The 24,780-nt window shown below is 67.1% G+C and carries 22 protein-coding genes; 17 read left to right on the top strand and 5 right to left on the bottom strand.

The features are described 5' to 3' along the window. The first annotated feature begins 69 nt into the window (after positions 1-69). From ACUY1T_RS04875 to cobJ, 8 genes are all read left to right on the top strand, one after another. Positions 70-1,821: an ATP-binding protein gene (locus tag ACUY1T_RS04875; RefSeq protein WP_446020586.1), complete on the top strand. Its 1,752-nt coding sequence runs from the start codon at positions 70-72 to the stop codon at positions 1,819-1,821. Beyond that, a complete protein-coding gene (locus ACUY1T_RS04870; RefSeq protein ID WP_446020585.1) occupies positions 1,818-3,218 on the top strand; it encodes a cobyrinate a,c-diamide synthase in 1,401 nt (466 codons plus the stop codon). Before ACUY1T_RS04875 ends, ACUY1T_RS04870 begins: the two co-directional genes overlap by 4 nt. Next, complete coding sequence (gene cobW, locus ACUY1T_RS04865; RefSeq protein ID WP_446020584.1) at positions 3,215-4,324, top strand: cobalamin biosynthesis protein CobW; 1,110 nt, start codon at positions 3,215-3,217, stop codon at positions 4,322-4,324. The genes ACUY1T_RS04870 and cobW overlap by 4 nt, the downstream gene beginning before the upstream one ends. Beyond that, entirely contained in the window at positions 4,324-8,316 is a 3,993-nt protein-coding gene (gene cobN / locus ACUY1T_RS04860) for a cobaltochelatase subunit CobN (RefSeq protein ID WP_446020583.1), read from the top strand. Before cobW ends, cobN begins: the two co-directional genes overlap by 1 nt. After that, on the top strand, positions 8,313-9,494 hold the full coding sequence (locus tag ACUY1T_RS04855) for a cobalamin biosynthesis protein CobG (RefSeq protein WP_446020582.1): 1,182 nt from the start codon (positions 8,313-8,315) through the stop codon (positions 9,492-9,494). Before cobN ends, ACUY1T_RS04855 begins: the two co-directional genes overlap by 4 nt. Before the next feature lie 243 nt (positions 9,495-9,737). Next, positions 9,738-10,367, top strand: coding sequence for a precorrin-8X methylmutase (locus tag ACUY1T_RS04850; RefSeq protein ID WP_446020581.1), 630 nt, complete (start codon positions 9,738-9,740; stop codon positions 10,365-10,367). A gap of 11 nt (positions 10,368-10,378) precedes the next feature. Further along, positions 10,379-11,104, top strand: a complete 726-nt coding sequence (locus ACUY1T_RS04845; protein ID WP_446020760.1) for a precorrin-2 C(20)-methyltransferase — start codon at positions 10,379-10,381, stop codon at positions 11,102-11,104. Then, a complete protein-coding gene (cobJ, locus tag ACUY1T_RS04840) occupies positions 11,101-11,892 on the top strand; it encodes a precorrin-3B C(17)-methyltransferase (RefSeq protein WP_446020580.1) in 792 nt (263 codons plus the stop codon). Before ACUY1T_RS04845 ends, cobJ begins: the two co-directional genes overlap by 4 nt. Before the next feature lie 140 nt (positions 11,893-12,032). Here the strand turns inward: cobJ and ACUY1T_RS04835 are convergent, their stop codons facing one another. Next, positions 12,033-12,758, bottom strand: a complete 726-nt coding sequence (locus tag ACUY1T_RS04835; RefSeq protein ID WP_446020579.1) for a cobalt-precorrin-6A reductase — start codon at positions 12,756-12,758, stop codon at positions 12,033-12,035. A gap of 191 nt (positions 12,759-12,949) precedes the next feature. Between ACUY1T_RS04835 and cbiE the strand changes: the two genes are divergently transcribed. The 6 genes from cbiE (at position 12,950) to bluB (ending at position 17,759) form a co-directional block, all read left to right on the top strand. Continuing rightward, on the top strand, positions 12,950-14,167 hold the full coding sequence (gene cbiE / locus ACUY1T_RS04830; RefSeq protein ID WP_446020578.1) for a precorrin-6y C5,15-methyltransferase (decarboxylating) subunit CbiE: 1,218 nt from the start codon (positions 12,950-12,952) through the stop codon (positions 14,165-14,167). Then, positions 14,164-14,541 carry a cobalamin biosynthesis protein gene (locus ACUY1T_RS04825; RefSeq protein ID WP_446020577.1) on the top strand — a complete coding sequence of 126 codons (378 nt, stop codon included), beginning with the start codon at positions 14,164-14,166 and terminating at the stop codon, positions 14,539-14,541. The genes cbiE and ACUY1T_RS04825 overlap by 4 nt, the downstream gene beginning before the upstream one ends. Continuing rightward, on the top strand, positions 14,538-15,368 hold the full coding sequence (cobM, locus tag ACUY1T_RS04820; protein WP_446020576.1) for a precorrin-4 C(11)-methyltransferase: 831 nt from the start codon (positions 14,538-14,540) through the stop codon (positions 15,366-15,368). Before ACUY1T_RS04825 ends, cobM begins: the two co-directional genes overlap by 4 nt. Further along, positions 15,365-16,207, top strand: coding sequence for a precorrin-6A synthase (deacetylating) (gene cobF, locus ACUY1T_RS04815; RefSeq protein ID WP_446020575.1), 843 nt, complete (start codon positions 15,365-15,367; stop codon positions 16,205-16,207). Before cobM ends, cobF begins: the two co-directional genes overlap by 4 nt. A 1-nt stretch (position 16,208) precedes the next feature. Next, complete coding sequence (gene cobO, locus ACUY1T_RS04810; protein WP_446020574.1) at positions 16,209-16,814, top strand: cob(I)yrinic acid a,c-diamide adenosyltransferase; 606 nt, start codon at positions 16,209-16,211, stop codon at positions 16,812-16,814. Positions 16,815-17,027: 213 nt separating this feature from the next. Next, complete coding sequence (bluB, locus tag ACUY1T_RS04805) at positions 17,028-17,759, top strand: 5,6-dimethylbenzimidazole synthase (protein WP_446020573.1); 732 nt, start codon at positions 17,028-17,030, stop codon at positions 17,757-17,759. Between the two features lie 9 nt (positions 17,760-17,768). Here bluB and ACUY1T_RS04800 read toward each other — a convergent pair whose 3' ends face one another. Further along, on the bottom strand, positions 17,769-18,080 hold the full coding sequence (locus ACUY1T_RS04800) for a type II toxin-antitoxin system RelE/ParE family toxin (RefSeq protein WP_446020572.1): 312 nt from the start codon (positions 18,078-18,080) through the stop codon (positions 17,769-17,771). Continuing rightward, the gene (locus tag ACUY1T_RS04795; protein ID WP_446020571.1) at positions 18,068-18,325 is read right to left on the bottom strand and encodes a type II toxin-antitoxin system Phd/YefM family antitoxin; all 258 of its coding nucleotides are present in this window, start codon (positions 18,323-18,325) and stop codon (positions 18,068-18,070) included. Before ACUY1T_RS04795 ends, ACUY1T_RS04800 begins: the two co-directional genes overlap by 13 nt. An 80-nt stretch (positions 18,326-18,405) precedes the next feature. On the opposite strand from ACUY1T_RS04795, the gene ACUY1T_RS04790 reads away from it, so the two are divergent. After that, positions 18,406-19,872, top strand: a complete 1,467-nt coding sequence (locus ACUY1T_RS04790; protein ID WP_446020570.1) for a cobyric acid synthase — start codon at positions 18,406-18,408, stop codon at positions 19,870-19,872. A gap of 386 nt (positions 19,873-20,258) precedes the next feature. Continuing rightward, the gene (locus ACUY1T_RS04785) at positions 20,259-21,674 is read left to right on the top strand and encodes a xanthine/uracil/vitamin C permease (RefSeq protein WP_446020569.1); all 1,416 of its coding nucleotides are present in this window, start codon (positions 20,259-20,261) and stop codon (positions 21,672-21,674) included. A gap of 72 nt (positions 21,675-21,746) precedes the next feature. Here the strand turns inward: ACUY1T_RS04785 and nadE are convergent, their stop codons facing one another. Then, on the bottom strand, positions 21,747-23,087 hold the full coding sequence (gene nadE / locus ACUY1T_RS04780) for an ammonia-dependent NAD(+) synthetase (RefSeq protein WP_446020568.1): 1,341 nt from the start codon (positions 23,085-23,087) through the stop codon (positions 21,747-21,749). A 133-nt stretch (positions 23,088-23,220) separates the two neighbouring features. After that, complete coding sequence (locus ACUY1T_RS04775) at positions 23,221-23,997, bottom strand: glycerophosphoryl diester phosphodiesterase (protein WP_446020567.1); 777 nt, start codon at positions 23,995-23,997, stop codon at positions 23,221-23,223. A 137-nt stretch (positions 23,998-24,134) separates the two neighbouring features. Here ACUY1T_RS04775 and ACUY1T_RS04770 point away from each other — a divergent pair, with 137 nt between their 5' ends. After that, on the top strand, positions 24,135-24,695 hold the full coding sequence (locus ACUY1T_RS04770; RefSeq protein WP_446020566.1) for a hypothetical protein: 561 nt from the start codon (positions 24,135-24,137) through the stop codon (positions 24,693-24,695). Positions 24,696-24,780 lie beyond the last annotated feature (85 nt).

Here is a 24,780-nt window from a genome sequence, read left to right as displayed (position 1 = left end):
CCGGGCGCTCGTGTGCCCTCGCTCCGACGTCGCTTGTCGGCACGCCTGGTGGTCATGATGTCCGGGGCCATGATGTCACGGATTGAGTTCCCCTTCGTCGCGGTGGTCGGCCAGCAGGCGCTCAAGACCGCGCTGCTGCTCAACGCCATCGATCCCCGGGTCGGGGGTGTGCTGATCAGCGGCCCGCGCGGCAGTGCCAAATCCACCCTGGCCCGGGCGCTGGCGGATATCCTGCCCGATGACCCCGAAGGGCGCCGTCCGCCGTTCGTCACCCTGCCGCTGGGCGCCAGCGAGGAGCGCCTGACCGGCAGCCTCGATCTGCAGCGGGTGCTGTCCGAGCGCGAAGCGACTTTCCATCCGGGGCTGCTGGCCAAGGCGGATGGCGGCGTGCTCTACGTCGACGAGGTCAACCTGCTGCCGGATCCCCTGGTGGACCTGCTGCTCGATGTGGCCGCGAGCGGCACCAACATCGTCGAGCGCGATGGCATCAGCCATACCCATCCCGCCCGCTTCAGCCTGATCGGCACCATGAATCCCGACGAAGGGGAGCTGCGCCCCCAGTTGCTCGATCGCTTCGGCCTGTGTCTCGAGCAGGGCGCGGCGATGAGCGTGCCGGAGCGGGTGGCCATCCTGCAGCAGCGCGAGGCCTTCGACCGTGACCCTCAGGGCTACGTGGCGAGCCATGCCGAGGCCCAGGCCGCGCTGACCCGGCGCCTGCGCCAGGCGCAGCGCCTGCTGGCCGAGATCGCAACCGGCAACTGGGTCTACGAGCATATCGCGGTGCGCTGCGAGGCCGCTGGTGTCGAGGGCCTGCGGGCAGACGTGACCTGGCACCGCGCCGCCCGGGCCCATGCCGCCTGGCGAGGCGCGACCACGGTGAGTCAGCAGGACCTGGATGGCGTCGAGCCCTGGGTGCTGGCCCACCGCCGTACGACGAATTCCCCCCCGCATCATACGCCGCCCCCGCCGTCGGGCACGCCACCGTCGCCCTCCGGCGGGGGAGGCAATGGCATCGACGGTCAGGCGCCGGGGGGCGGCGACGATCATGCCGAGGCCTCGGAAGCGCAGGGGCAGTGGGGCGCCATGCCGCCGGTCACCCAGAAAAGCGTCAGTGTGCCGGCGGCGAATTTGCCGGAAATCTCCCCAATAAAACGCGCGAAACCGACGACCTCGGCGCCTTCCGCGTCCGTGCGCCGCGGGCAACAGCCCGGCCAGCGTCGGGCCCATGCCGAGGAAAGGCGGCCGGACTGGTTCGCCACCCTGGTCGCCAACCGCGGCCGCTGGCCCTGGCGGGAGCTGCGCTATCGCAAGGCCCGCCGCGGCCAGCCGGTGTTGCATCTGGTGCTGCTGGATACCTCCGCTTCGACCCTGGGCCGGCAGTTGCTAGGCCGGGCCAAGGGCCTGGTCGAGCGGCTGGCTCAGCAGGCCTATGCTGCCCGGCAGCAGATGGCGGTGCTGAGCTTCGGCAATGGCGGCGTCACGCCTATCCTGCTACGCCGCCGCGCCCCCAAGGCGCTGCGTGAGCGGCTCGATGCCGTAGACGGTGGCGGCGGCACGCCGCTGCACGACGCCGTCCTGCGGGCGGCGCGCCTGATTCGCCAATGGCGGCGACAGGATCCTGGCCTGCATGTGCGGACCTACCTCATCACCGATGGCCGTACCCGCCAATCCCTGGATGGCCTGCCGCTGCTGGGTGACTGCATCGTCGTGGATACCGAGCAGGCCGCAGTCAAGCGGGGCCGGGGGACGCAGATCGCCCAGCAGTTGGGTGCGCTGTACCGGCCCCTGTCTCATCTGGAACGCCGCCTGGAGGCCACATGACCGAGCATGATCCGAACCGAGCGGCGCCGACGAGTGCCGCCTGCCCTGCGGTCTTTATCGCCGCACCGGCCTCGGGCCAGGGCAAGACCACGGTAACTGCCGCGCTGGCGCGGATGCTGCGCAACCGGGGCAAGGTGGTGCGGGTCTTCAAGACCGGCCCGGACTACCTGGATCCCCTGGTGCTGGCCCAGGCCTCAGGCCAGCCGGTGGATCAGCTCGACCTGTGGATGGCCGGCGAGGCCTATTGCCGGCAGCGCCTGTTCGAGGCCGCCCTCGAGGCGGACCTGATCCTGGTGGAAGGCGCCATGGGCCTGTTCGACGGTGAGCCATCGAGCGCCGATCTCGCCGCCCTGTTCGACCTGCCGCTGGTCATCGTCATGGACGTCAAAGGCATGGCCCAGACGGCGGCGGCACTGGTGGCCGGCCTCGCGGGCTTCCGTGACGACATCCGCATCGCCGGGCTGATCGCCAACGCCTGCGGTTCGCGGCGCCACCGCGAGCTGATCGAAGCGGCGCTGGCTGACGCCATTCCCTTGCTGGCCGCGGTGCCGCGGGACACCGCCCTGGCCCTGCCCGAGCGTCACCTGGGGCTGGTGCAGGCCGACGAGATCCGCGATGAGCTGGAGGCCCGCCTCGAGGCCGGTGCCGCGGCGCTCGAGGCCGAGGGGCTGGCGGAGGCCCTGTTGCAACTGCCGCCGGTCATGTTTTCGGCGCCAGACGTGGAGGCGACGCAGGCCTTGTCGTCGCTTACGCATTCCCTTGCTGGCCAGATCATCGGTGTGGCCCGGGATGCGGCCTTCAGCTTCATCTACCAGGCCAACCTGGACCTGCTGGAGGGGATGGGCGCGACCCTGCGCTTCTTCTCGCCGCTGACCGACACAGGCCTGCCGTCCTGCGACGCCCTCTGGTTCCCCGGTGGCTACCCCGAGCTCCACGCCGCACGGCTGGCGGAAAATGACGCCATGCGCGAGGACATTCGCCGCTTCTTTGCCGCGGACAAGCCGATTCTCGCCGAGTGCGGCGGCATGCTCTACTGCCTGGAAACCCTGACGGACTATGACGACAGCACCTACGCCATGCTGGGGCTGCTGCCCGGCCACGGCGCCATGCGCGGGCGGCGAGGCTGCCAGGGCATGCAGACCGCCGAGCTGCCGGAGGGGCCGATCCGCGGCCATGCCCATCACCGTTCGCTGGCGGCGGACACGCCCGCGCCCATCGCCTTTGGCCGGCGCCAGCGCCACCCCGCGCCGGGCGAGGCCATCTATCGCCAGCGCCGCCTGACGGCGACCTATCTGCACCTGTTCTTCCCCGACAACCCCGCCGCCGTGGCCCGCCTGTTCATGCCGGGCCAGGCCAGCGAGACTCACTCCATCACCACACAGGAATTCCACGGATGAACCTGAACAAGATCCCCGCCACGGTGGTGACCGGCTTCCTGGGCAGCGGCAAGACCACGCTGCTGGCCAGCCTGCTGCGCCAGGTCACCGGCAAGCGCATCGCCGTCATCGTCAACGAGTTCGGCGAGCAGGACATCGATTCCAGCCTGCTGCGCGGCTGCGCCTTGAGTTGTGAAGAGGGTTGTGAAGAAGACGCCACCGCTATGGAAACCGAGAGCGGCATCTTCGAGCTGGCCAACGGCTGCATCTGCTGCACCGTGGAGGAGGAGTTCCTGCCGGTGATGAAGAAGCTGATGGCCCGCCGCGACGACATCGACCATATCCTCATCGAGACCAGCGGCCTGGCCCTGCCCAAGCCGCTGGTGCAGGCCTTCAACTGGCCGGAGGTGCGCCAGCACTGCACCGTGGATGCCATCATCACCCTGGTCGACGGGCCGGCGGTCGCCGCCGGCCGCTATGCCAGCGATGTCGACAAGGTGGAGGCCCAGCGCCGGGCCGACGACTCCCTCGACCACGACCCCAGCCTGCGCGAGCTGCTCGATGATCAGTTGAGCGCGGCTGACCTGGTGCTGGTCACCAAGACCGACCTGCTCGAGCCGGCCGACCGCAAGCGGGTAGAGGAACTGGTGGCCCAGCGGGTGCCGGCATCCGTCAAGACGCTGTTCATCGACCAGACCCTGGCCACGGATACGACTCAACTGGAAGCCCTGATGGGCATCGGCGCGGCGAGCGAGGAAAACATCGACCGCATCGACAACCACCACGATCGCCATCACGCCGAGGGGGCGCACCACGACCACGCCCACGACCATTTCGACTCCTGCGTGATCCGGCTGGGAGAAGTCGATGGCGACGCCCTGGCGGTCAGGCTCCAGCAGCTGCTGAAGCGCCACGAGATCTATCGCGCCAAGGGCTTCGCGGCGATTCCGGGCAAGCCCATGCGCCGGGTGATCCAGGCCGTCGGCGAGCGCCTGGACGGCTACTTCGACCGGCTCTGGGGACAGCACGAGCCGCGCCGCACCCAGCTCGTCATCATCGGCAAGGGGCTGGACAGCGAGGCCCTGCATGCGGCCCTGGCGAGCGCCGAGATCGAAGCGACCGCCTGATGCACCTGTTCGCCGCCAAGCCCGGGGGCTTCGTCGAGGAAGAGGGTATCGTCGACCTGCAGCAGAGCCCCGCCGAGATCGTCATCCTGTCGGCCGCCGACAGCAGCCTGTCGGCGCTGGCCCAGGCGGTCGAGCGGCTGGGCGTGACGCTCGGCGACGACTACCCGACGGTGCGGCTGGCGAACTGGATGAACCTGGTCAAGCCCGCCGCCTACGATCTCTACGAGGACCGCGTGCTGGAGAAGGCGCGCCTGGTGATCGTCTCGCTGCTGGGCGGCAGTGGCTACTGGCGCTACGGCCACGAGCGGCTGCTGGCCTGGGCCGCCGCGGACAAACGGCGCCAACTGATCCTGGTGCCGGGCTGTGACGCCCCGGACGATGCCCTGCTGGAGGACTCCAGCGTGCCTTTCGCCTCGGCCCATCGGGTGTGGCGCTACCTGCGCGAGGGCGGGACCGACAATGCCGAGCAGCTGCTGCGCTTTGTCGGCACCGAGTGCCTGGGGCTCTCTCTGGCGTGGCAGGAACCGAAGACGATTCCCGCGGCGCTGCTCTACATGCCACATGCCGACACTCAACGGGCATCAGGGCAAGAAGCCTCTCCAAAGAGAACAGGACAAACGTCACGAGCGACGGCCAGGCAAGGCGAAATTAGCCGAAAAAGCGGAGTTTACGAGGTTGTAAATGAGCATTTTGAGACTAGTTTCAACGCCGCATGGCCTAGCGCAGTAGTTTGTGAGTGGATGGCACGGCGCGATCCCGAACGCCCGGTTTGCCTGCTGCTCTTCTACCGCAGCCATCTGCAGGGCGCCAATACCGCCATGCTGGATGGCCTGATCGAGGCGCTGCGGGAGCAAGGGCTCGAGCCGCTGGCAGTAGCCGTGGCGTCGCTCAAGGAGGCGGCCTGTGTGGCCTTCGTCAATCACCTGATCGAGCAGAGCGGGGCCATGCTGGTGGTCAATACCACCGGGTTTTCCGTCAACCGCAACGCCGACGAGCGGGAGGCCCTCGAGGTGCCCGATAGCCTCTTCGTCGGGCGGCCGGTGGTGCTGCAGGCCATATTGGCTAGCAGCACCCAGGAGGATTGGCAGGCGAAGGCCGGCGGCCTGCACAGTCGCGACGTGGCCATGCAGGTGGTGCTGCCGGAGATGGATGGCCGCGTCATCACCCGGGCGGTGGGCTTCAAGAGCGAGGCGCACTACAGCGAGCGCTGCCAGCTGTCGGTGATCCGTCATGTCCTGCATCCCGAGCGCGCCGCCTTCGTCGCCCAACTGGCGCGGCGCTTCTGTCGGTTACGTCAGGCGCCCAATGCCGATAAGCGCCTGGCGCTGGTGCTGGCCAACTATCCCAACCGCGATGGGCGCATCGGCAACGGCGTTGGCCTGGATACGCCGGCCTCGACACTACGCATCCTGCAGGCACTGGCCGAGGCGGGTTATCCGGTAGGCGACGTGCCGGCAAGCGGCGGTGACCTGATTCGCCTGCTGCAGGGCGGCGTCACCAACGACCACGAGGTGCTGGATCAGCGCGCCTGCTGGCAGAGCATCGGGCTCGACGACTACCTGGCGTGGTTCCAGACCCTGCCGGAAGCGCTGCAGGAAGCGGTATCCACCCGCTGGGGGGCGCCGTCGGAGGACCCCAAGTGCCGCCAGGGCCGGCTGATGATTGCCGGGATTCGACTCGGCGAGACCTTCGTCGGCATACAGCCGGAGCGTGCTTTCGCTGAAGGCCATTGGCGCATCGACGACCCGGCCAAGAGTTACCACGATACCGAGTTGGTGCCGCCCCACAGCTACCTGGCGTTCTATCTCTGGCTGCGCGAGCACTACCGGGTGGATGCGGTGGTGCATGTGGGCAAGCACGGCAACCTGGAGTGGCTGCCGGGCAAGAGCACGGCGCTCTGTGCCGAGTGCTGGCCGGATATCGCCCTGGGGCCGCTGCCGCACTTCTATCCGTTTATCGTCAACGACCCGGGCGAGGGCGCCCAGGCCAAGCGCCGCAGCCAGGCGGTGATCATCGATCACCTGATGCCACCGCTAGCCCGCGCCGAACTCTACGGCGGCATGGCGGAACTGGAAGCCCTGACCGACGAGTATTATCAGGCCCTGGGCATGGACCCGCGGCGCGAGACGCTGCTGCGCGAGCGGATCCTCGCGCATCTGCGCCGCACCGGTATCGACCAGGAGTTGGCCCAAAGCGGGAATAACGCTGAGGGTAGCGATGACGAGCGCCTGCTCAACGAGCTGGACACCTACCTGTGCGATATCAAGGAGGCCCAGATCCGCCACGGCCTGCACGTGCTGGGCAGGCTGCCGCCGCGGGACAAGCAGGCGGGAACCCTGGCGGCCATCCTGCGCTTGCCGCGGGGCGAGACGCCGGCCCAGCGCGGCCTGCTGCACAACCTGGCCGCCGACCTGGGGCTGCCGGCGGACTTCGACCCCCTGGCGGCCGGGGCCGAAGCCTGGCACGGCTCGCGGCCGCTGGCCCTGGCCGAGCAGAACAGCTCCGCCTGGCGCAGCGCCGCCGATACCCGCGAGCGCCTGGAACTGCTCGCCCACCGGCTGATCGATGCCTACGTGCTGGAGCCGGGCTGTCTGGAGAGCCTGGCCCGGGACTATCCGGCCACCGCCGAGCAGTGCCGTTACGCCCGCGAGCACCTCTGGGCCGCCATGCAGCAGGGCGTCGCGATGGAGATCCAGTCGTTGCTGGATGGGCTCGAAGGCCGCTTCGTACCGCCCGGACCGAGCGGTGCCCCCAGCCGCGGGAGGCTGGACGTGCTGCCCACCGGGCGCAACTTCTTCAGCGTCGACAACCGCTCGATTCCGTCCCCCGCCGCCTGGACGTTGGGCGAGAAGTCGGCCCAGGCCTTCGTCGAGCGCTACCTGCAGGATCACGGCGACTACCCACGCCGGCTGGGGCTGTCGATCTGGGGCACCGCCACCATGCGCACCGGCGGCGACGATATCGCCCAGGCCTTCGCCCTGATGGGGGTGCGCCCGGTCTGGTCGCTGGGCTCCCAGCGGGTGATCGATGTCGAGGTGATTCCCGCCATGCTGCTGCAGCGCCCCCGGGTGGACGTCACCCTGAGGGTCTCCGGCTTCTTTCGCGACGCCTTTGCCAACGTCATCCGCCTGTTCGACCGCGCGGTGCGGGCGGTGGCCGAATACGCCGAACCCGGCGATGCCAACACCATTCGCACGGCGGTGCTGGCGCGCCGCCGGGAGCTCGAGGGCCAGGGGCTCGCCCCGGATGCCGCCGCCCAGGAGGCCGGATATCGTATCTTCGGCAGCAAGCCCGGCGAGTATGGCGCCGGCCTGAACCGGATGATCGACAGTGGTGCCTGGAACGGTGCCGACGACCTGGCCGAGGCCTATCTCGATGCCGGGGCCTACGCCTACGGCCAGTTTCCGGAATCGGGGCATGTCGCACGACGGGCTTTCGAGGAGCGTCTCAAGGGCCTGGACGCGGTAATGCACAACCAGGATAACCGCGAGCACGATATCCTCGATTCCAACGGCTACTACGAATTCCAGGGTGGCATGGCCAACGCCAGCCGGGCCCTCGGTGGGCAGGCGCCGACCATCTACCACGCCGATCACGCCAACCCGGCGCAGCCGCGCATGCGCACCCTCAAGGAGGAGCTGGCGCGGGTGATCCGCTCCCGGGTTCTCAATCCCAAGTGGATCGACGCCATGCGCGAGCACGGCTACAAGGGCGCCGCCGAGATGGCCGCCACCGTCGACTACCTGTTCGCCTATGACGCCACCACCGATCTGGTCGCCGACTACCAGTACGCCCAGGTCAGCGAGGCGCTGGTGCTGGATGGCGCCAACCAGGCGTTCCTGCGCGAGCACAACCCGGCGGCGCTGGAGGAGATGGCCGAGCGGCTGCTGGAGGCCGTTCAGCGGGGCCTGTGGCAGGAGCCCGGCGAGCAGGGCCCGGCCCTGCAGGACCTGCTGCTTGAGATCGACGAGACCCGGGAGTTCGCGCCATGACGACCGGCCAGCGGGACAAACCGGTTGCACCACGCATCAAGGGCTGGTGCCCTGGGGCGTGGCGACCCATGGCCAGCGGCGATGGGCTGCTGGTACGCGTGCGCCCTCCGCTGGGGCGACTCAGCCGCCACCAGATGCTGGCGCTGTGCGAGGCGGCCGAGACCTTCGGCAGCGACCTGATCGAGCTCACCAGCCGCGCCAACCTGCAGCTACGCGGCGTATCCGAGGCCAGTTGGCCCGGCCTGATGGATTTCCTCGTCGAGCATGGGCTGGTCGACCCGGACCCCCACAGCGAGCGCCGGCCCCAACTGCTGCTGGCACCGGACTGGCAGGCGGGCGACGCCACCTTTGAGGCGGTTCGGCTGCTGGAGGCCCGCCTCGACGAATTACCGGCACTGCCGGCCAAGTGGGGCCTGGCCATCGATGCCGGTGCCGCGCCGCTGCTGGGTGAGGTTTCCGCGGACCTGCGCATCGAGCGCTCGGTGGAAGGGACCTTGCTCGTACGTGCCGACGGGCGGGAATTGGGTACGCCGGTGGACTCGCCCGCCGCCGCCGTCGAGCTGCTGGTGCGGCTGGCGCACTGGTTCGTCGACAGCGGCGGGCGTGAAGCCGGGCGAATGCGTCGCCACACGGCGCTATTGCCGGCCTGGGCGCCGGCAGTCATGGCCCCCGCCGAGGCTGGCCCCCGGCTGGCCTTGGGCCCCTATCTCGAAGGAAAGGGCGCATGGGGCAGGGTGGTTGGCCTGCCGTTCGGGCGAGCCCCGGCCGCGGTGCTGCGTGCCGCGATCGATTCGGCGTCGGTCAGCGCCGTGCGGGTCACGCCCTGGCGGCGCCTGCTGCTTGAGGGCGAGGCGCCGGCATCCGTCCCCGGGCTGCTGGATGATGAACGGGACCCGCGCTTAGGCGTGGATGTATGCCCGGGCGCTCCCCACTGTGAGCAGGCGAGCGTCGAGACCTTGGCGCTGGCTGAGCGGTTGAGTGGCCGGATCGAGGGCAGCGTGCATGTCTCCGGCTGTGCCAAGGGCTGTGCCCGCCAGGCGCCGGCCGATCTCTGCCTGAGCGGGCGGGACTGGCGCTTCGACCTGATCGTCGGCGGCCGTGCCGATGGGAGGCCGGTTGCCACCGGCCTCGATGAGTCCGAGGTGCTGGAAATGGTTTCAAGACGGTGGGTTAGATGAGCGCCGGGGACAAGGCGGAGCGAGGGTCTTTTGCCATGGGTGAGGAGGATTCCTCCGAACGGGCTGGCCATGGATGGCCAGCACCGGTCCTGCAAGCGGAGCAGGATGCGAGAGCGCAGCAGGGCAAAAGTAGCGCCCAGGGATGGGTTTACAGCGCCCTCGCGATGGTCCGACACATCGGGGCTTGTTGCCGGCAAAGCTCCCGGTTGAGAAAAACGCTGATGGTGTATCTGGAGAAAACGAATGCCCCACGTCTATGAAACGGATGGTCCGGCCATCTACCGGGAGTCCTTTTCCATCATCCGGCGCGAGGCCGAATTGTCGCGCTTCGCGCCGGAGGAGGAGCCGGTGGCGGTGCGCATGATCCATGCCGCCGGGCTGGTGGAACTCGCCGCGCATATCCATTTCCGCGGCGATGCGGTGAACCGTGCCCGGGCGGCGCTGGAGCGGGGCGCACCGATCCTGTGCGACGCGCGCATGGTCTCCGAAGGCATTACGCGCAAGCGCCTGCCGGCGGACAACGCCATCCTCTGCACCCTGCACGACGAGCGGGTGCCCGAGCTGGCCCGGGAACTGGCCACCACCCGCTCGGCGGCGGCGGTGGAGCTGTGGCGGCCCCACCTGGAGGGGGCTGTGGTGGCGATCGGCAATGCACCCACCGCCCTGTTCCACCTGCTGAACATGCTGGAAGACCCGGACTGCCCGCGCCCGGCGGCCATCATCGGCTGCCCGGTGGGTTTCGTGGGTGCGGCCGAATCCAAGCAGGCCCTGTGGGAGAGTGCCGCGGCGCCCTGCGTCGTCGTCGAGGGGCGACTCGGCGGTAGCGCGGTCACCGTGGCCGCCCTCAATGCCATGGCGGATCGCAGCGAATGAGCCTCGCAACCATGAAGCCGGGCACCATCCACGGGGTCGGCCTCGGGCCCGGCAGCCAGGACCTGATGAGCGTGCGCGCCGACCGGCTGATCCGCGGGGCCTCGCATGTCGCCTATTTCCGCAAGAAGGGCCGCACCGGCCATGCCCGCAGCATCGTCGAAGGCATGATCGCGGCTGAGGCCATCGAGCTGCCGATGGAGTACCCGGTCACCACCGAGATCCCGTTCGACGACCCCCGCTACAACGAGCTACTGGCAGCCTTCTATGAGCGCCACGTCACCCAACTGATCGAGATTGCCGGCGCCGGCCATGATGTGGTGGTGCTGTGCGAAGGCGACCCGTTCTTCTACGGCTCCTTCATGCATCTCTATACACGGCTGCAGGGGCGGGTGCCGGTCGCGGTAGTACCCGGCATCACCGGCATGTCTGCCGCCTGGACCGCCACCGGGCGGCCGGTGACCTGGGGCGACGACATCCTGACCGTGCTGATGGGTACCCTGCCGGAGGCGATGCTGGTGGAGCGCATCGCCCAGACCGATGCCTTGGTGGTGATGAAGATCGGCCGCAACCTGGACAAGGTCAGGCGAGCCCTGGCCCAGACCGGCCGTGAGGATGAAGCCTGGCTGATCGAATACGCCGCCATGCCCCAGCAGCGGATCCTGCCACTGCACGAAGTGGGCGACAGCGTGCCGTACTTCTCCATTCTGCTGATTCATGGCAACGGGAGGCGGCCATGAGTGGTTGGTTAAAGGTGGTCGGCCTGGGCCCGGGCGGCGATGCGCTGATCACTCCCGAGGTCTCCGCCGCACTGGCGGAGGCCACCGATGTGGTGGGCTATTTGCCCTATGTGGAACGGGTGGCGCCGCGGCCGGGGCTGACGCGCCACGGCTCGGACAATCGCGAGGAGATCCGCCGGGCGGAGCAGGCGCTGCAGTTGGCCGCCAATGGCCAGCGGGTGGTGGTGGTCTCGTCGGGCGACCCGGGCGTGTTCGCCATGGCCGCGGCCCTCTTCGAAGCGCTGGAGGCGGGCGAGCCCGAGTGGCGGGCGCTGGATATCCAGGTGCTGCCGGGCATCTCCGCCATGCTGGCCGCCAGCGCGCGGGTTGGAGCGCCGCTGGGGCACGATTTCTGCTGTATCAACCTCTCCGACAACCTCAAGCCCTGGGCCTTGATCGAGAAGCGCCTGCGGCTGGCCGCCGAGGCCGATTTTGCCATGGCCTTCTACAACCCCCGCTCCCGGGCACGGCCGGAAGGGTTCGCCCGCGCCTTGGAAGTACTACGAGAGGCCTGCGGGCCAGAGCGTTTGATCATGTTCGCCCGGGCCGTCTCCACGCCTGAGGAGTCCCTGCGGGTCACGACCCTCGGCGAGGCCACTGCGGAGATGGCCGATATGCGAACCCTGGTAATGGTGGGTTCCAGCCAGACCCGTCTCATCCAGCGCCATGCCGGAGGTGCCGAGAGTGCCGAGCGTGAGAGCACGCCCTGGGTTTATACGCCGCGCTCGGTTTCAGGGGCGGGCTCATAAGAGGGCGTTTACAAATGTCACGAGCGACGGTCAGGCAAGGCGAAATTAGCCGAAAAAGCGGAGTTTACGAGGTGTTAAATGAGCATTTTAAGGCTGATTTCAACGATGCATGGCCGAGCGCAGTAATTTGTAAACGTCCTCTATGCGAGCCAGGCCAGGACATCTTCGACCGAATGCACTTCTCGGCGCTCCGGCAGCGCCGGCCGCTCGATCATCACCACCGGCAGCCCCAGTTGGCGGGCCGCGGTGAGCTTGGCCACCGCGCCCTCGCCGCCGGAATTCTTGCACACCAGGCGCTGGATGCCGTGCTCCCGCAGCAACGCCAGGTCGCCTTCCAGGGTAAAGGGGCCGCGGTCGAGGATCACCCGGTGCTGGGGCAGGGGCAGCGACGCTTCGGGCCGGTCGACCAGGCGCAGCAGATAGTGGTGCTGGGGCTGAGCCGCGAAGGCAGCGAGGTGCTGGCGCCCGATGGCCAGCAGGATACACTCGGGCGGGCCGGCCAGGGCGTTCACCGCGGCCTCAATGCCGACAACCCGCTGCCAGTGGTCGCCGGCCTGGGGCACCCAGGGCGGCCGGGTCAGGGCGAGGCAGCGGATGCCGCTGCGCTGCGCCGCCAAGATAGCGTTACGGCTCATCCGTTCGGCGAAGGGGTGGGTAGCGTCGACCAGGTGAGTGATGCGCTTGTCTGCCAGAAAGGCGGCCAGGCCTTCCACACCACCGAAGCCGCCGACGCGGGTGGGCAACGGCTGCGGTTTGGGTGTTGCCACCCGACCGGCATAACTGAACAGGGCAGGGATCGATCGTTCGGCCAGGGCGCTGGCCAGGGCACTGGCTTCGGTGGTGCCTCCCAGGATCAGGACGTTCATTGGGGCTTCTTGAGCTCCTTTCCCATTCAAGCAGTTGGCAAGATGAGCGCCGGGGACAAGCCGCAGCGAGGGTCTTCTTCCAGGGATGGAAGAAGTAGCGTACAGGGATGTATTCACAGCGCCCTCGCGATGGTCCGACACTTCGGGGCTTGTCGCCGGAACAGCTCATCTCTTTTAGCGGGGCTCAGATGATGGCTGAGGAACACGCTCCCTGGCTGACGCTGCTCGGCTGGGGCGAGAGTGGCACAGCGGGCCTGACGGCGGCAAGCCAGCAGGTGCTGGACGCCGCCGAGGTGGTGTTCGGCGCCCGACGCCACCTGCGCCTGCTGCCGCCCCTAGCCGCCGAGGTGCGCGAATGGCCGGTGCCCTTCGCCGACGGCATTCCGGAACTGCTGGCCGAGCGCGGCCGCCGGGTGGTGATGCTGGTCTCCGGTGATCCGTTCTGGTTCGGCGCGGGTAGCACCCTGGCGCGCCACCTGCCCGCCGAGGAGTGGCGGGCCCTGCCATCGCCCTCCACCTTCAGCCTGGCGGCCTCCCGCCTGGGCTGGCCGCTGCAGGATTGCACCTGCCTGGGCCTGCATGCCAAGCCCCTGACCCGCATCCGGCCCTATCTGCAGCGCGACAGGCGTTTGCTGGTGCTGGTGAAGGACGGGCTCGCGGTGATCGAGCTGGCCGGCTGGCTCAAGCATTTCGGTTTTGGCGCCTCCCGGCTGCATATGCTGGAAGCGTTGGGCGGAGAGGGTGAACGCATCCGTAGCATGCAAGCCGACGCCACCCTGCCGGACGATATCGCCCACCCGGTCGCGGTGGGTCTGGACGTGGCCGGTGATGGGCCGGCGTTGCCGCTGACCCCTGGCTTGCCGGATGCGCTGTTCGAACACGATGGCCAGATCACCAAGCAGGCCGTGCGCGCCCTGACCCTGGCCGCCCTGGCCCCGAGGGCGGGGGAGCGGCTATGGGATATCGGCACGGGCTCGGGCTCGGTGGCCATCGAGTGGCTGCTGGCCCACCCGGATAACCACGCCGTGGCCTTCGAGCGTGAAGCTGAGCGTGCGGCGCGGGCACGTCGCAATGCCGATAACCTCGGCGTCGACTGGCTCGAGGTAGTGGAGGGCAGTGCCCCTAACGTTCTGGATGATCAGGCGCTGAGCGGCCAGCCACCCGATGCGGTCTTTATCGGCGGCGGGCTGTCGCAGGCGCTGCTGGAGGCGCTGTGGCAGCGGCTGCCGGCCGGCGCTCGCCTGGTGGCCAATGCGGTGACCCTTGAGTCCGAGGCCCTGCTGGCCCACTGGCAGCAGATGGCCGGCGGTGAGCTGCTGCGCCTGGAGCTGGCCGCTGCCGCCGCCCTTGGCACCCGGCGGGGCTGGAAGGCCGGCTATCCCATCGTGCAGTGGCGGGTAAGCCGATGAGGGTGGCGGGTTTCGGCTTTCGTCGCGAGGCGCAGTTGGCCTCACTGGTCGATGCGCTGGAGCAGCTCGAGGCGCAGCATGGTAGCGTCGACCGGCTGGCCGTGACGCAGGCGATGTGGCCGCTGGTGCAGGAACTGGGGCGCGCGCGGGGCCTCGCGGTGATCCCCGTGGCAGATGCCGCGCTGCCAACCGTCACCACCATCACTCATTCCCGGCACAGCTTGCAGGCCCGGGGAACGGGAAGCGTCGCCGAGGCGGTGGCCCTGCTGGCGGCGGGGCCGGGTGCGGAATTGCTCGGCCCCCGGCTTATTTCAGCGGATCGATTGGCCACTGCGGCGGTGGCGAGAGGCGCCCTGATAGGAGACCGAACATGACGATACACTTTATCGGCGCCGGCCCCGGCGCCCCGGACCTGCTGACGCTGCGGGGCCGGGATCTCATTGCCTCTTCTCCCGTATGCCTCTATGCGGGCTCGCTGGTGCCTGAGCAACTGCTCGAGCACTGCCCGGCAGGTGCCCGGATCATCAACACCGCGCCGTTATCGCTCGATGAGATCATCGCCGAGATGCACGCCGCCCATGCCGCGGGCAAGGACGTCGCCCGGCTGCACTCCGGGGACCTCTCGGTGTGGTCCGCCATGGGCGAGCAGCTGCGCCGGCTGCGCGAGCTGGCGATTCCCTACACCATTACCCCTGGGGTGCCGTCCTTCGCCGCGGCGGCTGCTACCCTGGGCCAGGAACTAACCCTGCCGGGGGTGGCGCAATCCGTCGTGCTGACACGAACGCCGGGGCGGGCCAGTGCCATGCCGGGCGACGAAACCCTGGCCAATTTCGCCTCAACCGGCGCCACCCTGGCCATTCACCTTTCCATCCACAATCTGGCCCAGGTGGTGGAAGACCTGGTGCCGTTCTACGGCGCCGATTGCCCGGTGGCCATCGTCTGGCGGGCCAGCTGGCCCGACGAACGGGTGGTCCGGGGGCGCTTGTCGACGGTGGCCTCCCAGGTCGACGACGCCATGCAGCGCACGGCGCTGATCCTGGTGGGGCCGGTGCTGGACAGCGAGGACTTCCAGGAGAGCTGCCTCTACTCGGTCGGCTATGACCGTCGCTTTCGGCCCCAGTCGGCGGACTCGCCCTTTGCCGTTAACACACCCGGAGACGAGAGGGTCGAGAAGAGGGCCGATAAGAGGAATGAGCCATGATCCACCTCTCGCTGATCGGCATCGGTACGGGTAACCCCGAGCATGTCACCCTGGCCGCCGTGCGGGCGCTGAATCAAGCGGACCTCATCCTGCTGCCGCGCAAGGGGGAGGCCAAGTCGGACCTGGTCGACCTGCGCCGACTGCTGTGCCGCAATCTGCTGGAGGTGTCGTCACGCACCCGAATCGTGGAGTTCGACCTGCCGCGCCGCGATGCCTGCGCCGACTACCTGAGCGCGGTGGACGACTGGCACGGAGCCATCGCCGGGGTTTGGGCGGAGCTGATGGCGACCCATCTACCCCAGGGCGGCCGAGTCGGCATGCTGATCTGGGGCGACCCCTCGCTATACGACAGCAGCCTGCGCATCGCCGAGCGCCTGAAATCGTTTATGCAAAGCGCTGCCGGGAGAGAGGGTGAGGTGGAGCGGCGGGGGGATCTTCAGGTGGAAATCGTACCGGGCATCACCAGCCTGCAGGTCCTCACCGCCGAGCACCGCATCCCCCTCAATGCGCTGGCCGAACCGGTGCAGATCACCACTGGGCGGCGGCTGCGCGAGCGCGGCTGGCCCGCCGATGCCGCCAGCGTCGCGGTGATGCTCGACAGCGGAGGCGCCTTCGAGGCACTGCCTCCCGAAGGCCTCTACATCTGGTGGGGCGCCTACCTGGGCATGGACAAGCAGAGCCTGATCCACGGCTGGTTGGCCGATGTGGCCGCGACGATCATCGAGCGCCGCGCCGCCCTGCGCGAGCAGCATGGCTGGATCATGGACGTCTACTTGTTGGCCCGGAAGCCGCTGATGCCGGGCCAATCGAACAGCCCTACCGCTACCGAAGGAGTGTGAAATGAAGCACGTTGATCCCCAGCGTCATGCCGAACGCATGGCCCACAAGCAGAAGATCATGAACGAACGCATCGCCCGTGCCGACAAGGAACAGGGCGTGCTGCTGGTGCTCACCGGCCCCGGCAAGGGCAAGAGCAGCTCCGGTTTCGGCATGCTGGCCCGTGCTCTGGGGCACGGCATGAAGGTGGGCGTGGTGCAGTTCATCAAGGGCAAGTTCCAGACCGGCGAGGAGGCGTTCTTTCGCCGGCAACCTGGCGTGGAATACCACGTGATGGGCGAGGGCTACACCTGGGACACCCAGGATCGCGAGCGCGATGTCCAGGCCGCCGAGGCCGCCTGGGCCGAGGCCAGCCGGATGCTGTCCGACGCCAGCTTCGACCTGGTGCTGCTCGACGAACTCAATATTGCCCTGCGCCATGAATATCTGAATCTAGACCGTGTACTCGACGACCTCCAGGCCCGCCCCGCGATGCAGCACGTGGTGGTCACCGGCCGCCACGCCCCGGAGGCGCTGGTCGAGCTGGCCGACACCGTCACCGAGATGCGCGTGGTCAAGCACGCCTTCAAGGAGCAGGGGATCAAGGCGCAGAAGGGCATTGAACTGTAGAACGCAGCTCCCAGTGCTCCAGAGATGAGCGCCGGGGGCAAGGCGCAGCGAGGGTCTTTTGCCATGGATGGCAAAAGTAGCGCCCAAGGATGGGTTCACAGCGCCCTCGCGGAGGCTTGGCGCCGGAACAGCTCATCACCACCGAGCTATGAAAGAGGGACTCCGGCAGCTTTGGAACCACGATCACTATACAAATTGTCTGGAGAGTGCCGCATGGCAGCACATAGCGGGCGAGCCGATCACGCCTTTCCGGAAGCGCAGCGGGCCGGCCTCTATCGCGCCATCTTTGAGCGTCGGGATGTGCGCGCCCAGTTTCTGCAGGACCCGATTCCCGCCGAGGTACTGGCACGCCTGCTGGAGGCTGCCCATCACGCGCCGTCGGTGGGCTTCATGCAGCCCTGGGACTTCCTGCTGATCGACAGCCTCGAGGTGCGGCGCCGGGTGCATGACATCTTCGAGCGGGAGAACGCCAGAGCGGCCGAAAACCATGACGGTGAACGTGGGCAGTTGTATCGACGCCTCAAGCTGGAGGGCATCCTGGAGAGCCCGCTCAACCTGTGCATCACCTGCGACAGGGCCCGCGGCGGCGAGCATGTGCTGGGGCGCAACAGCATCGTCGACACGGACCTGTTCAGCACCTGCCTGGCGGTGCAGAACCTGTGGCTGGCGGGCCGCGCCGAGGGCATCGGGGTGGGTTGGGTCAGTATTCTCGATCAGGAAAAACTGGCGGAGGTGCTGGGCTTGCCTGAAAGGGTCTATCCCCTGGCGTACCTGTGCCTAGGCTATGTCAGCGAGTTCCTGGAGCAGCCCGAGCTGGCACGTAAAGGTTGGCGTCAGCGCCTTCCCCTGGCGGAGCTGGTGCATGGCAATGGCTGGGGGCAGGCGCTGGAGGACGAAGCGCTTCACGAGGCACTGCAAGAGGTGCACAAGGGCATCGAGCCGTAGCCAAACAGCCTAGCGTGAGCGGCTGGCTTCCAGTAGATAGGTTCGCAGCTGCCGCTCCTCGCGCATAACATGGAGTATGAGCACATCTTCCTCGCTTGCGCGGTAAAAGACACGGCAGGGGGGCACGACGACTTCCCGATAGACGCTCTCGGGAAGCTCCGGCGGTATTCGCCCTGATTGCGGGAAGGCGTGCAAGCGCTCAGTGGCGTCGAACACGGCCTCGACGAGATGACTGGCGGCGGCAGGATTGTCGAGGGCAATGTATTCGGCAATGGCGTCCAGATCGGTGAGGGCGGGCTCTGCCCAGATCACCTCAGCCATTTGCGCATCTTCTCCTTGGCTTCGTCCTGTCGATAGGTGCGCCCCTCGAGAATGGCCCGCTCCCCGCGGGAGAGCCCTTCCAGCAACGCCAGGCGACGCTGCATGAGTTCGTAGTCTTCCACGTCGACAAGGTACGCGGAGGGCTTCCCATGCTCCGTGATGAGCACCGGTTCCTTGGAGCCATGCAGCTCGGCAAGGATGTTGGTGGCCTGGCGCTTCAGGTTGGTAACGAGTTCGACTTTCATGCTGCTCACCGTCAATGGGCGTTGAGTGATACTATAGTGCTACTTTTCTGCCGCGACAAACTGTAATGGAGCGTTCAGCCATGACCACCCTGATGATCCAGGGCACCACCTCCGACGCCGGCAAGAGCACGGTGGTGGCGGGGCTGTGCCGGGTACTGGCGCGGCGGGGCGTGTCGGTGGCGCCGTTCAAGCCCCAGAACATGGCGCTGAACAGTGCGGTGACCATGGATGGCGGCGAGATCGGTCGCTCTACGGCGCTGCAGGCGCTGGCGGCAGGCGTCGAGCCCCACAGCGACATGAACCCTGTGCTGCTCAAGCCCGAGAGCGACCGCGGCGCTCAGGTGATCCTGCGTGGCCGGGTGCACGGCCACATGGATGCGCTGGATTATCACGCCTACAAGCGTACGGCGCGTGAAAGCGTGCTGGCGGCCTGGCAAGCGCTGTCTTCTCGATATGACGTGATCATTGCCGAGGGGGCGGGCAGTCCTGCCGAGATCAACCTGCGCCAGAACGACATCGCCAACATGGGCTTCGCCGAGATGGTGGATTGCCCAGTCGTGCTGGTGGGCGACATCGACCGTGGCGGGGTCTTCGCGCAACTGGTCGGCACCCTGGAACTGCTCAGCGAGAGCGAGCGCTCACGTACCCGTGGCTTCATCGTCAACCGCTTCCGCGGCGATATCGCCCTGCTTGAGCCGGGCCTCAAATGGCTGGCCGAGCGTACCGGCAAGCCGGTGTATGGGACGCTGCCCTATCTGCAGGGATTGTTGCTCGACGCCGAGGACAGCATCGGCCGCAGCGGCCGGGTGGGGCAGGGGGATACCCTCAAGGTGTCGGTGCCGGCGCTACCGCGCATCAGCAACCACAACGACTTCGACCCGCTGCGCCTGCATCCACAGGTCGAACTCAGCTTTATCGGGCCGAATCAGGTCGGGCCGGGTCGGTCCCTTCCCCCCGCAGACCTGATCATCCTGCCCGGCAGCAAGAGCACCCGCAACGACCTCGCCTGGCTGCGTGCCCAGGGCTGGGAAGCGGTGATACAGCGCCATCTGCGCTACGGCGGCAAGGTGCTGGGCATCTGCGGTGGCTTCCAGATGCTGGGGCGGTCAGTGCACGACCCCGACGGGTTGGAAGGACCAGCCGGCTCGACGCCGGGGATCGGCCTGCTCGATGTCGAGACGCGCATGGTGGCAGGCAAGCAGCTGCGCAACGTGAGTGGGCGCTTGCTACCCGAAGGTGTGCCGATCAGCGGCTACGAGATTCATAACGGCGTGAGCGAGGGGGGTGCCCTGGCGCGCCCCCTGTGCGAGTTGGAGGGGAAACCCGACGGCGCCGTCAGTGTGGATGGCCAGGTCATGGGGACCTACCTGCACGGCCTGTTCGACCGCCCCGAGGCGTGTGCGGCGCTGTTGGCCCGCTGCGGACTCAATGCACAGGGTGCTGCGGTGGATTACCAGGCTCATCGGCAGCAGGAACTCGACCGGCTGGCCGATTGCCTGGAAGCGCACCTGGACATGGCGGCCATCGATCGGCTGCTTGGGCTCTAGGGTAGGCCACCGGCATTACTATTCTTTAGTCCTAGACGCCTCCAGGCTGCTTCTGTATCACTCGCGTAAATGCGACTTCGCCAGCGGTCCCTCGACGCCGGGATCACTGCTTGACGTTAACGTAAACTTCGCTGATTTTTCGTCATTTTGTCGACAACTCGCTTGGATACTATGTGATCTGATGACACGAAGGGGTCTGAATAGGGAGTTCGGTCGAGTATCGGTGTGTCATGTTGTCGACAAGTTTCACCTGTTTACTGCGCTGTCCACTCGTTCCATGGTCGAATGTTGCACTGCATCAGACACGCGTACAACCAAGCTCAGCCAAGAACAACAACAACCGACCATGAGGACCGCTCAACAAACAGAACCGCTGAGGTGTCGACGTGCTGCTCAAACGCGAATACGGCCAGGAACATCCCTACTGGCCTCTGGGACCGTTCAAGGTCCGCCTGCCTTTCATCCACTTCAAGTGGGCCATTCCCGAAACCATCCAGGCCATGGTGATGTTCGTCATCTCCCTGGGCATGATCCCGCTGCTGGAGCAGTACCTGGGCGTGCCCTACGAGGTCGGCCTGGCCTTCGTGGTGGTATGCGGCATCGGCTTCATCCTGCCGCCGCTGCTGGGCGTGCCCTTCATCGCCGGCTGGATCACACCGGCCATTCCCGTGGTGCTGCTGTTCATCGGTCAATTCGAGCCGGGCCCCGAGGCGATGCGCGCCATGGTGGCGCTGCAGCTGATGGTCACCGCCATCTTCCTGTTCATGGCCGTCACGCGGCTGGGTAGCAAGCTGGTCAACAACGTGCCGGCCTCGATCAAGGCGGGGATTCTGCTCGGGGCGGGTATCGCGGCGATCAGCGGGGAAATCGTCGAGGGCGGTCGTCTCTACAACACGCCGATTTCGCTGGGCATCGGTGGGCTGATCACGCTCTACGTTCTCTTTTCGCTCTCCTTCCGTGACCTGGCCGAGAAGTATCGCTGGGCACGCAATATCGTTGCCTTCGGCATGGTGCCGGGCATGTTGATCACCATGGCGATCGGCTGGGGTGTCGGTGAGTACTCGATGCCGACGGTGGAGTGGGGTATTGCCGCGCCCGATTTCGCCGGTATCTGGGCCTATCTGCCGTTCTCCATCGGTGCGCCGGGCATCGAGCTGATGGTGGCGGCGATCCCCACCGCGATCATCGCCTACATCATTGCCTTCGGCGACATCGTGGTGGGCCAGACGCTGCTCAAGCGGGTCGATCACCTGCGCCCGGATGAGAAGATCGAGGTGAATATCGACCGGGTACACCTGATCACCGGCATCCGCAACCTGATGCACTCGCTGCTGGCCCCCTATCCCGGCCTGGCCGGGCCGCTGTTCACCGGTGGCATGGCGACGGTGACCGAGCGCTATCGCTATGGGCGCAAGACCATGGACACCATCTATTCCGGTACCGGGGTGTTCTGGATCGTTGGCTTCTTCGCGCTCTTCCTGCTGCCGCTGGTGACCTTCTTCCGCCCGGTACTGCCGATTGCGCTCTCCATCACCCTGCTGATCACCGGCTATCTCTGCATCGCGGTCGCCGTGGAGCAGATCAAGAACGCCACCGCCATGGGCGTGGCGGGCATCATGGGCGTCGTGCTGGCGACTCATGGCGCGGCCTGGGGGCTGGGTATCGGCCTGATCCTCTACTTCCTGATCGAGCATCGTGCGCGTGGTGCCAGGGAGGCGGAAGAGCAGGAGCCGATCCATGTCGAGGACGATATGGTGGTCGAGCCCGACGAGAGGGTCGATCCACAGCCCGCGACACGCTAGCGCCTGGCGGTGAAGCGGTGATACCACCCTGCAGCGGGCCGAGACCGGAGGTCTCGGCCCGCTGCGCTGTCGCTAGTCGGGCATGATCGGCAGTTCCCGCTTGTGCTGGGTCTTGCGGTAGGTGGTGACGATGGTGTCATAGGCGCTTTTGGAAACGTCCCGGTTCTCCAGGAAGTCGTCGATCTCCTCGTAAGTGACGCCAAGGGCCACCTCGTCGAGCTTCTGCGGCGCCAGCGATTCTAGATCGGCGGTAGGCGCCTTGTTCACGAGTTCATGGGGAGAGCCGAGGTGCTGACCGAGCAGGCGCACCTGGCGCTTGCTCAGGCCGGTCAGGGGTGCGACGTCACAGGCCCCATCGCCGTACTTGGTGAAGAAGCCCATCAATGCTTCGGCGGCCTGGTCGGTGCCGATGACCAGGCCACCGCGAGTCCCGGCCACGGCGTACTGGGCCACCATGCGCTGGCGTGCCTTGATGTTGCCTAGCACGAAATCGCGCTGGCCGGCATCCTTGAGCGCCAGGCCGCCGCTTTCCAGCGATTCCAGCAGCGCATCGCTGGCAGCCTGAATGTTCACATCGAGCACTTCGTCAGGCTGGATGAAGGCCAGTGCCTTGTCGGCATCATCAGCGTCCTGCTGTACGCCATAGGGCAGACGCATGGCGATGAAAGTGGCCTGTTCGCCCTGTTCACGTCGTCTTTCCACGGCAAGCTGGGCCAGGCGGCCCGCCACGGTGGAGTCGACGCCGCCGCTGATGCCTAGCACCAGGGTCGTTTGGCCGCTCTCGTTCATGACGTTGCAGAGAAAGTCGCGGCGTCGCTCGAACTCATGCTGGGCGTCGATGTCGGTCTGGGCGTGCAGCTGCACGCCGATGGCGCGCTGAACGGCCTGGCGCGAACGTTTCTCCTCCGCGTTCACCGTGCCACTGTCGAGGCACAGTTTATGGTAATGGGGCAAGCGTTCCAGCGCGTAGTGGGCCGCGGCCAGGCGCACTTCGTTACGCGTGCCGTCGAAGCGGCGAGTCTCACAGTAGTGGTGATGGTTGCCGTTGTGGCGAAAAGCCCAGGCGAAGCAGACGGTGCCGATGGGCGTGTCGTCGTCGCCGGGGTTGGGGCCGGCGATGCCGGTATTGGCCAGGGCCACGTCGGCCTCGTTGTTGTTCAGTGCACCGCTGGCCATCTCGCAGGCCACGGCCTCGCTGGTCAGGCCATGGCGCTCGATGGTATCGAAGCTGACGCCGAGGTAGCGGTTCTTCGACTGGGGCGAATAGACGCCAAGGCCACAGTCAATGCTCTGGCCGCTGCCGGGCACCCGAGCCAGCTCCGAGACGATCAGTCCGGCGGTGCAGGACTCGGCGGTGGCGAGCTTGAGTTCGTTGTCGATGAGGTAATCCGTAATGCGATCCAGCAGTTCCATTGCTTCTCCTCCTCTCCCGATGGCCGGCTGGCCCGAAGGCCCGGCGGCACTGAATCCTGCTCCTTACCCTAGGTCAGTTTAGCCATCGTTGCGCCGCCGGCACTTGACGCGTTCGCTGAACGGATGACGCCTCTCAGGCTTGGGCGGTACTGGGCGGCGGGGCAATACCGGTAAACAAGGGTGGGTCGTCGCTGATGGCACTGTCCACCCCCCAGGACCAGCGGTTGGCGAAGGCGGCCGGGTCGTTGGGGGTATAACACAGCAGGCGATAGCCGGCGGCCTTGATCTCCCGGGCGCGGCGAGGGGTGAGCCGAGTCCAGTCGGTATGGACGCTGTAGGCATCGAGCGCCTCGCAGCGCGACTGCCATTTTTCGGGGACACTTTCGGTGAGCACGCCGATGGGCAGCAAGGAAGCATCGGCCAGGGTGCGAGCGTGTTGCAGGGCGGGCTGGTCGAAGGAGGAGAGGATCAGCCGGTCCGGTGACAGTGCCTTGAGCAGGCGAGGGACCACCACCTCGGCCAGTTCGGTGCCGCTGCGCTTGCTGGTCACCTTGAGCTCCATGTTGACGCCCATGTCCAGTTCCACCAACAAGTCCAACATGTCACTCAGCGTGGCCATGCGCTCGCCGCGGAAACCGTCGCCGAACCAGGCGCCGACATCGAGCTTGCGCACCGCGGCGAGATCCAGGGTGGCGAGCCTGCCATGGCCATCGGAGCAACGCTTGAGCGTGGCATCGTGCCAGATCACCGGTGTGCCATCGCCGAGCAGCTGCACGTCGAGTTCCACCCACTGATAGCCGGCATCGTGCGCGGCCTTCACGGCCGTCAGCGTATTTTCCGGGGCATGGGCGGAGAGCCCGCGGTGTGCGATCAGTCTGGGCAGCGCGATAGCAGGGTGCGATGGCGGCATGGCAGGGCTCCGGTGGAGGGGCTGGTCAGGGTAAACGATAGTGATGACAGGATGGCGATTACCCAGCGAGTGGCACGCATGGAATCGACCGCGACTATGCTAGGCTTGCAGCCTTTGATGATGCAACGAGGCAAGGCATGAAGGTGATGACCCCCGAGCGGGATGAGCAGCGCGATGCTTGGCTCGCCCGCCTGTGCGCCGATATCTATGGAAGGGAAGCGGGGCTATCGCCGTTGGTCACGTTCACCGGCACGCGGCAGGTGCTGTTTTCCCAGGAGGCCGCTCGGCTCTGGGCGCTGGTGGACGATCAAGGCAGGCCTGGTGCGCTGGCCCTGCTGGCGCTCGACTCGTCGGGCTCGGGCATGGCGCTGTGGCTGCATGCCTCGCCCGGTGGCGACCGGGAGAGCCTGCGCCGATTGATCCGCGAACTGGCCCAGAAAGCGCCGCTGAGGGTCGATGCGGTGGACCAGGATGAAGAAGCGTTCTTTCGCCGTTGTGGGATCGAGCGCTGGTTCGCGGGCCCCGGCGGCAAGCGCGTTGGCCTCTCCCCCCATCACCCTGCGCGTGGTGTGAACGAGCTGGAACCGCCGCTGGGTTTCGATGACGGAGCGGTGCTGCGGCGTTTCAAGCACGATCCACGTTTCTTCGAACAGGAGAAGGCGCGCTTCGTCGAGCGGCTGGCGGCGTTTCCCGGCTGAGCGCCGCTGGTGGTGCTGCTGCACCGCTTGACCGCATGCGCGAACAGCGGTTGGATGGTGCACACCTATCGTTAGCGAACAAAGG

Source organism: Billgrantia sp. Q4P2, from assembly GCF_052806135.1.
Note: the sequence above shows the minus strand (reverse complement) of the source record. Positions and strands in the feature narration are given on the sequence as shown.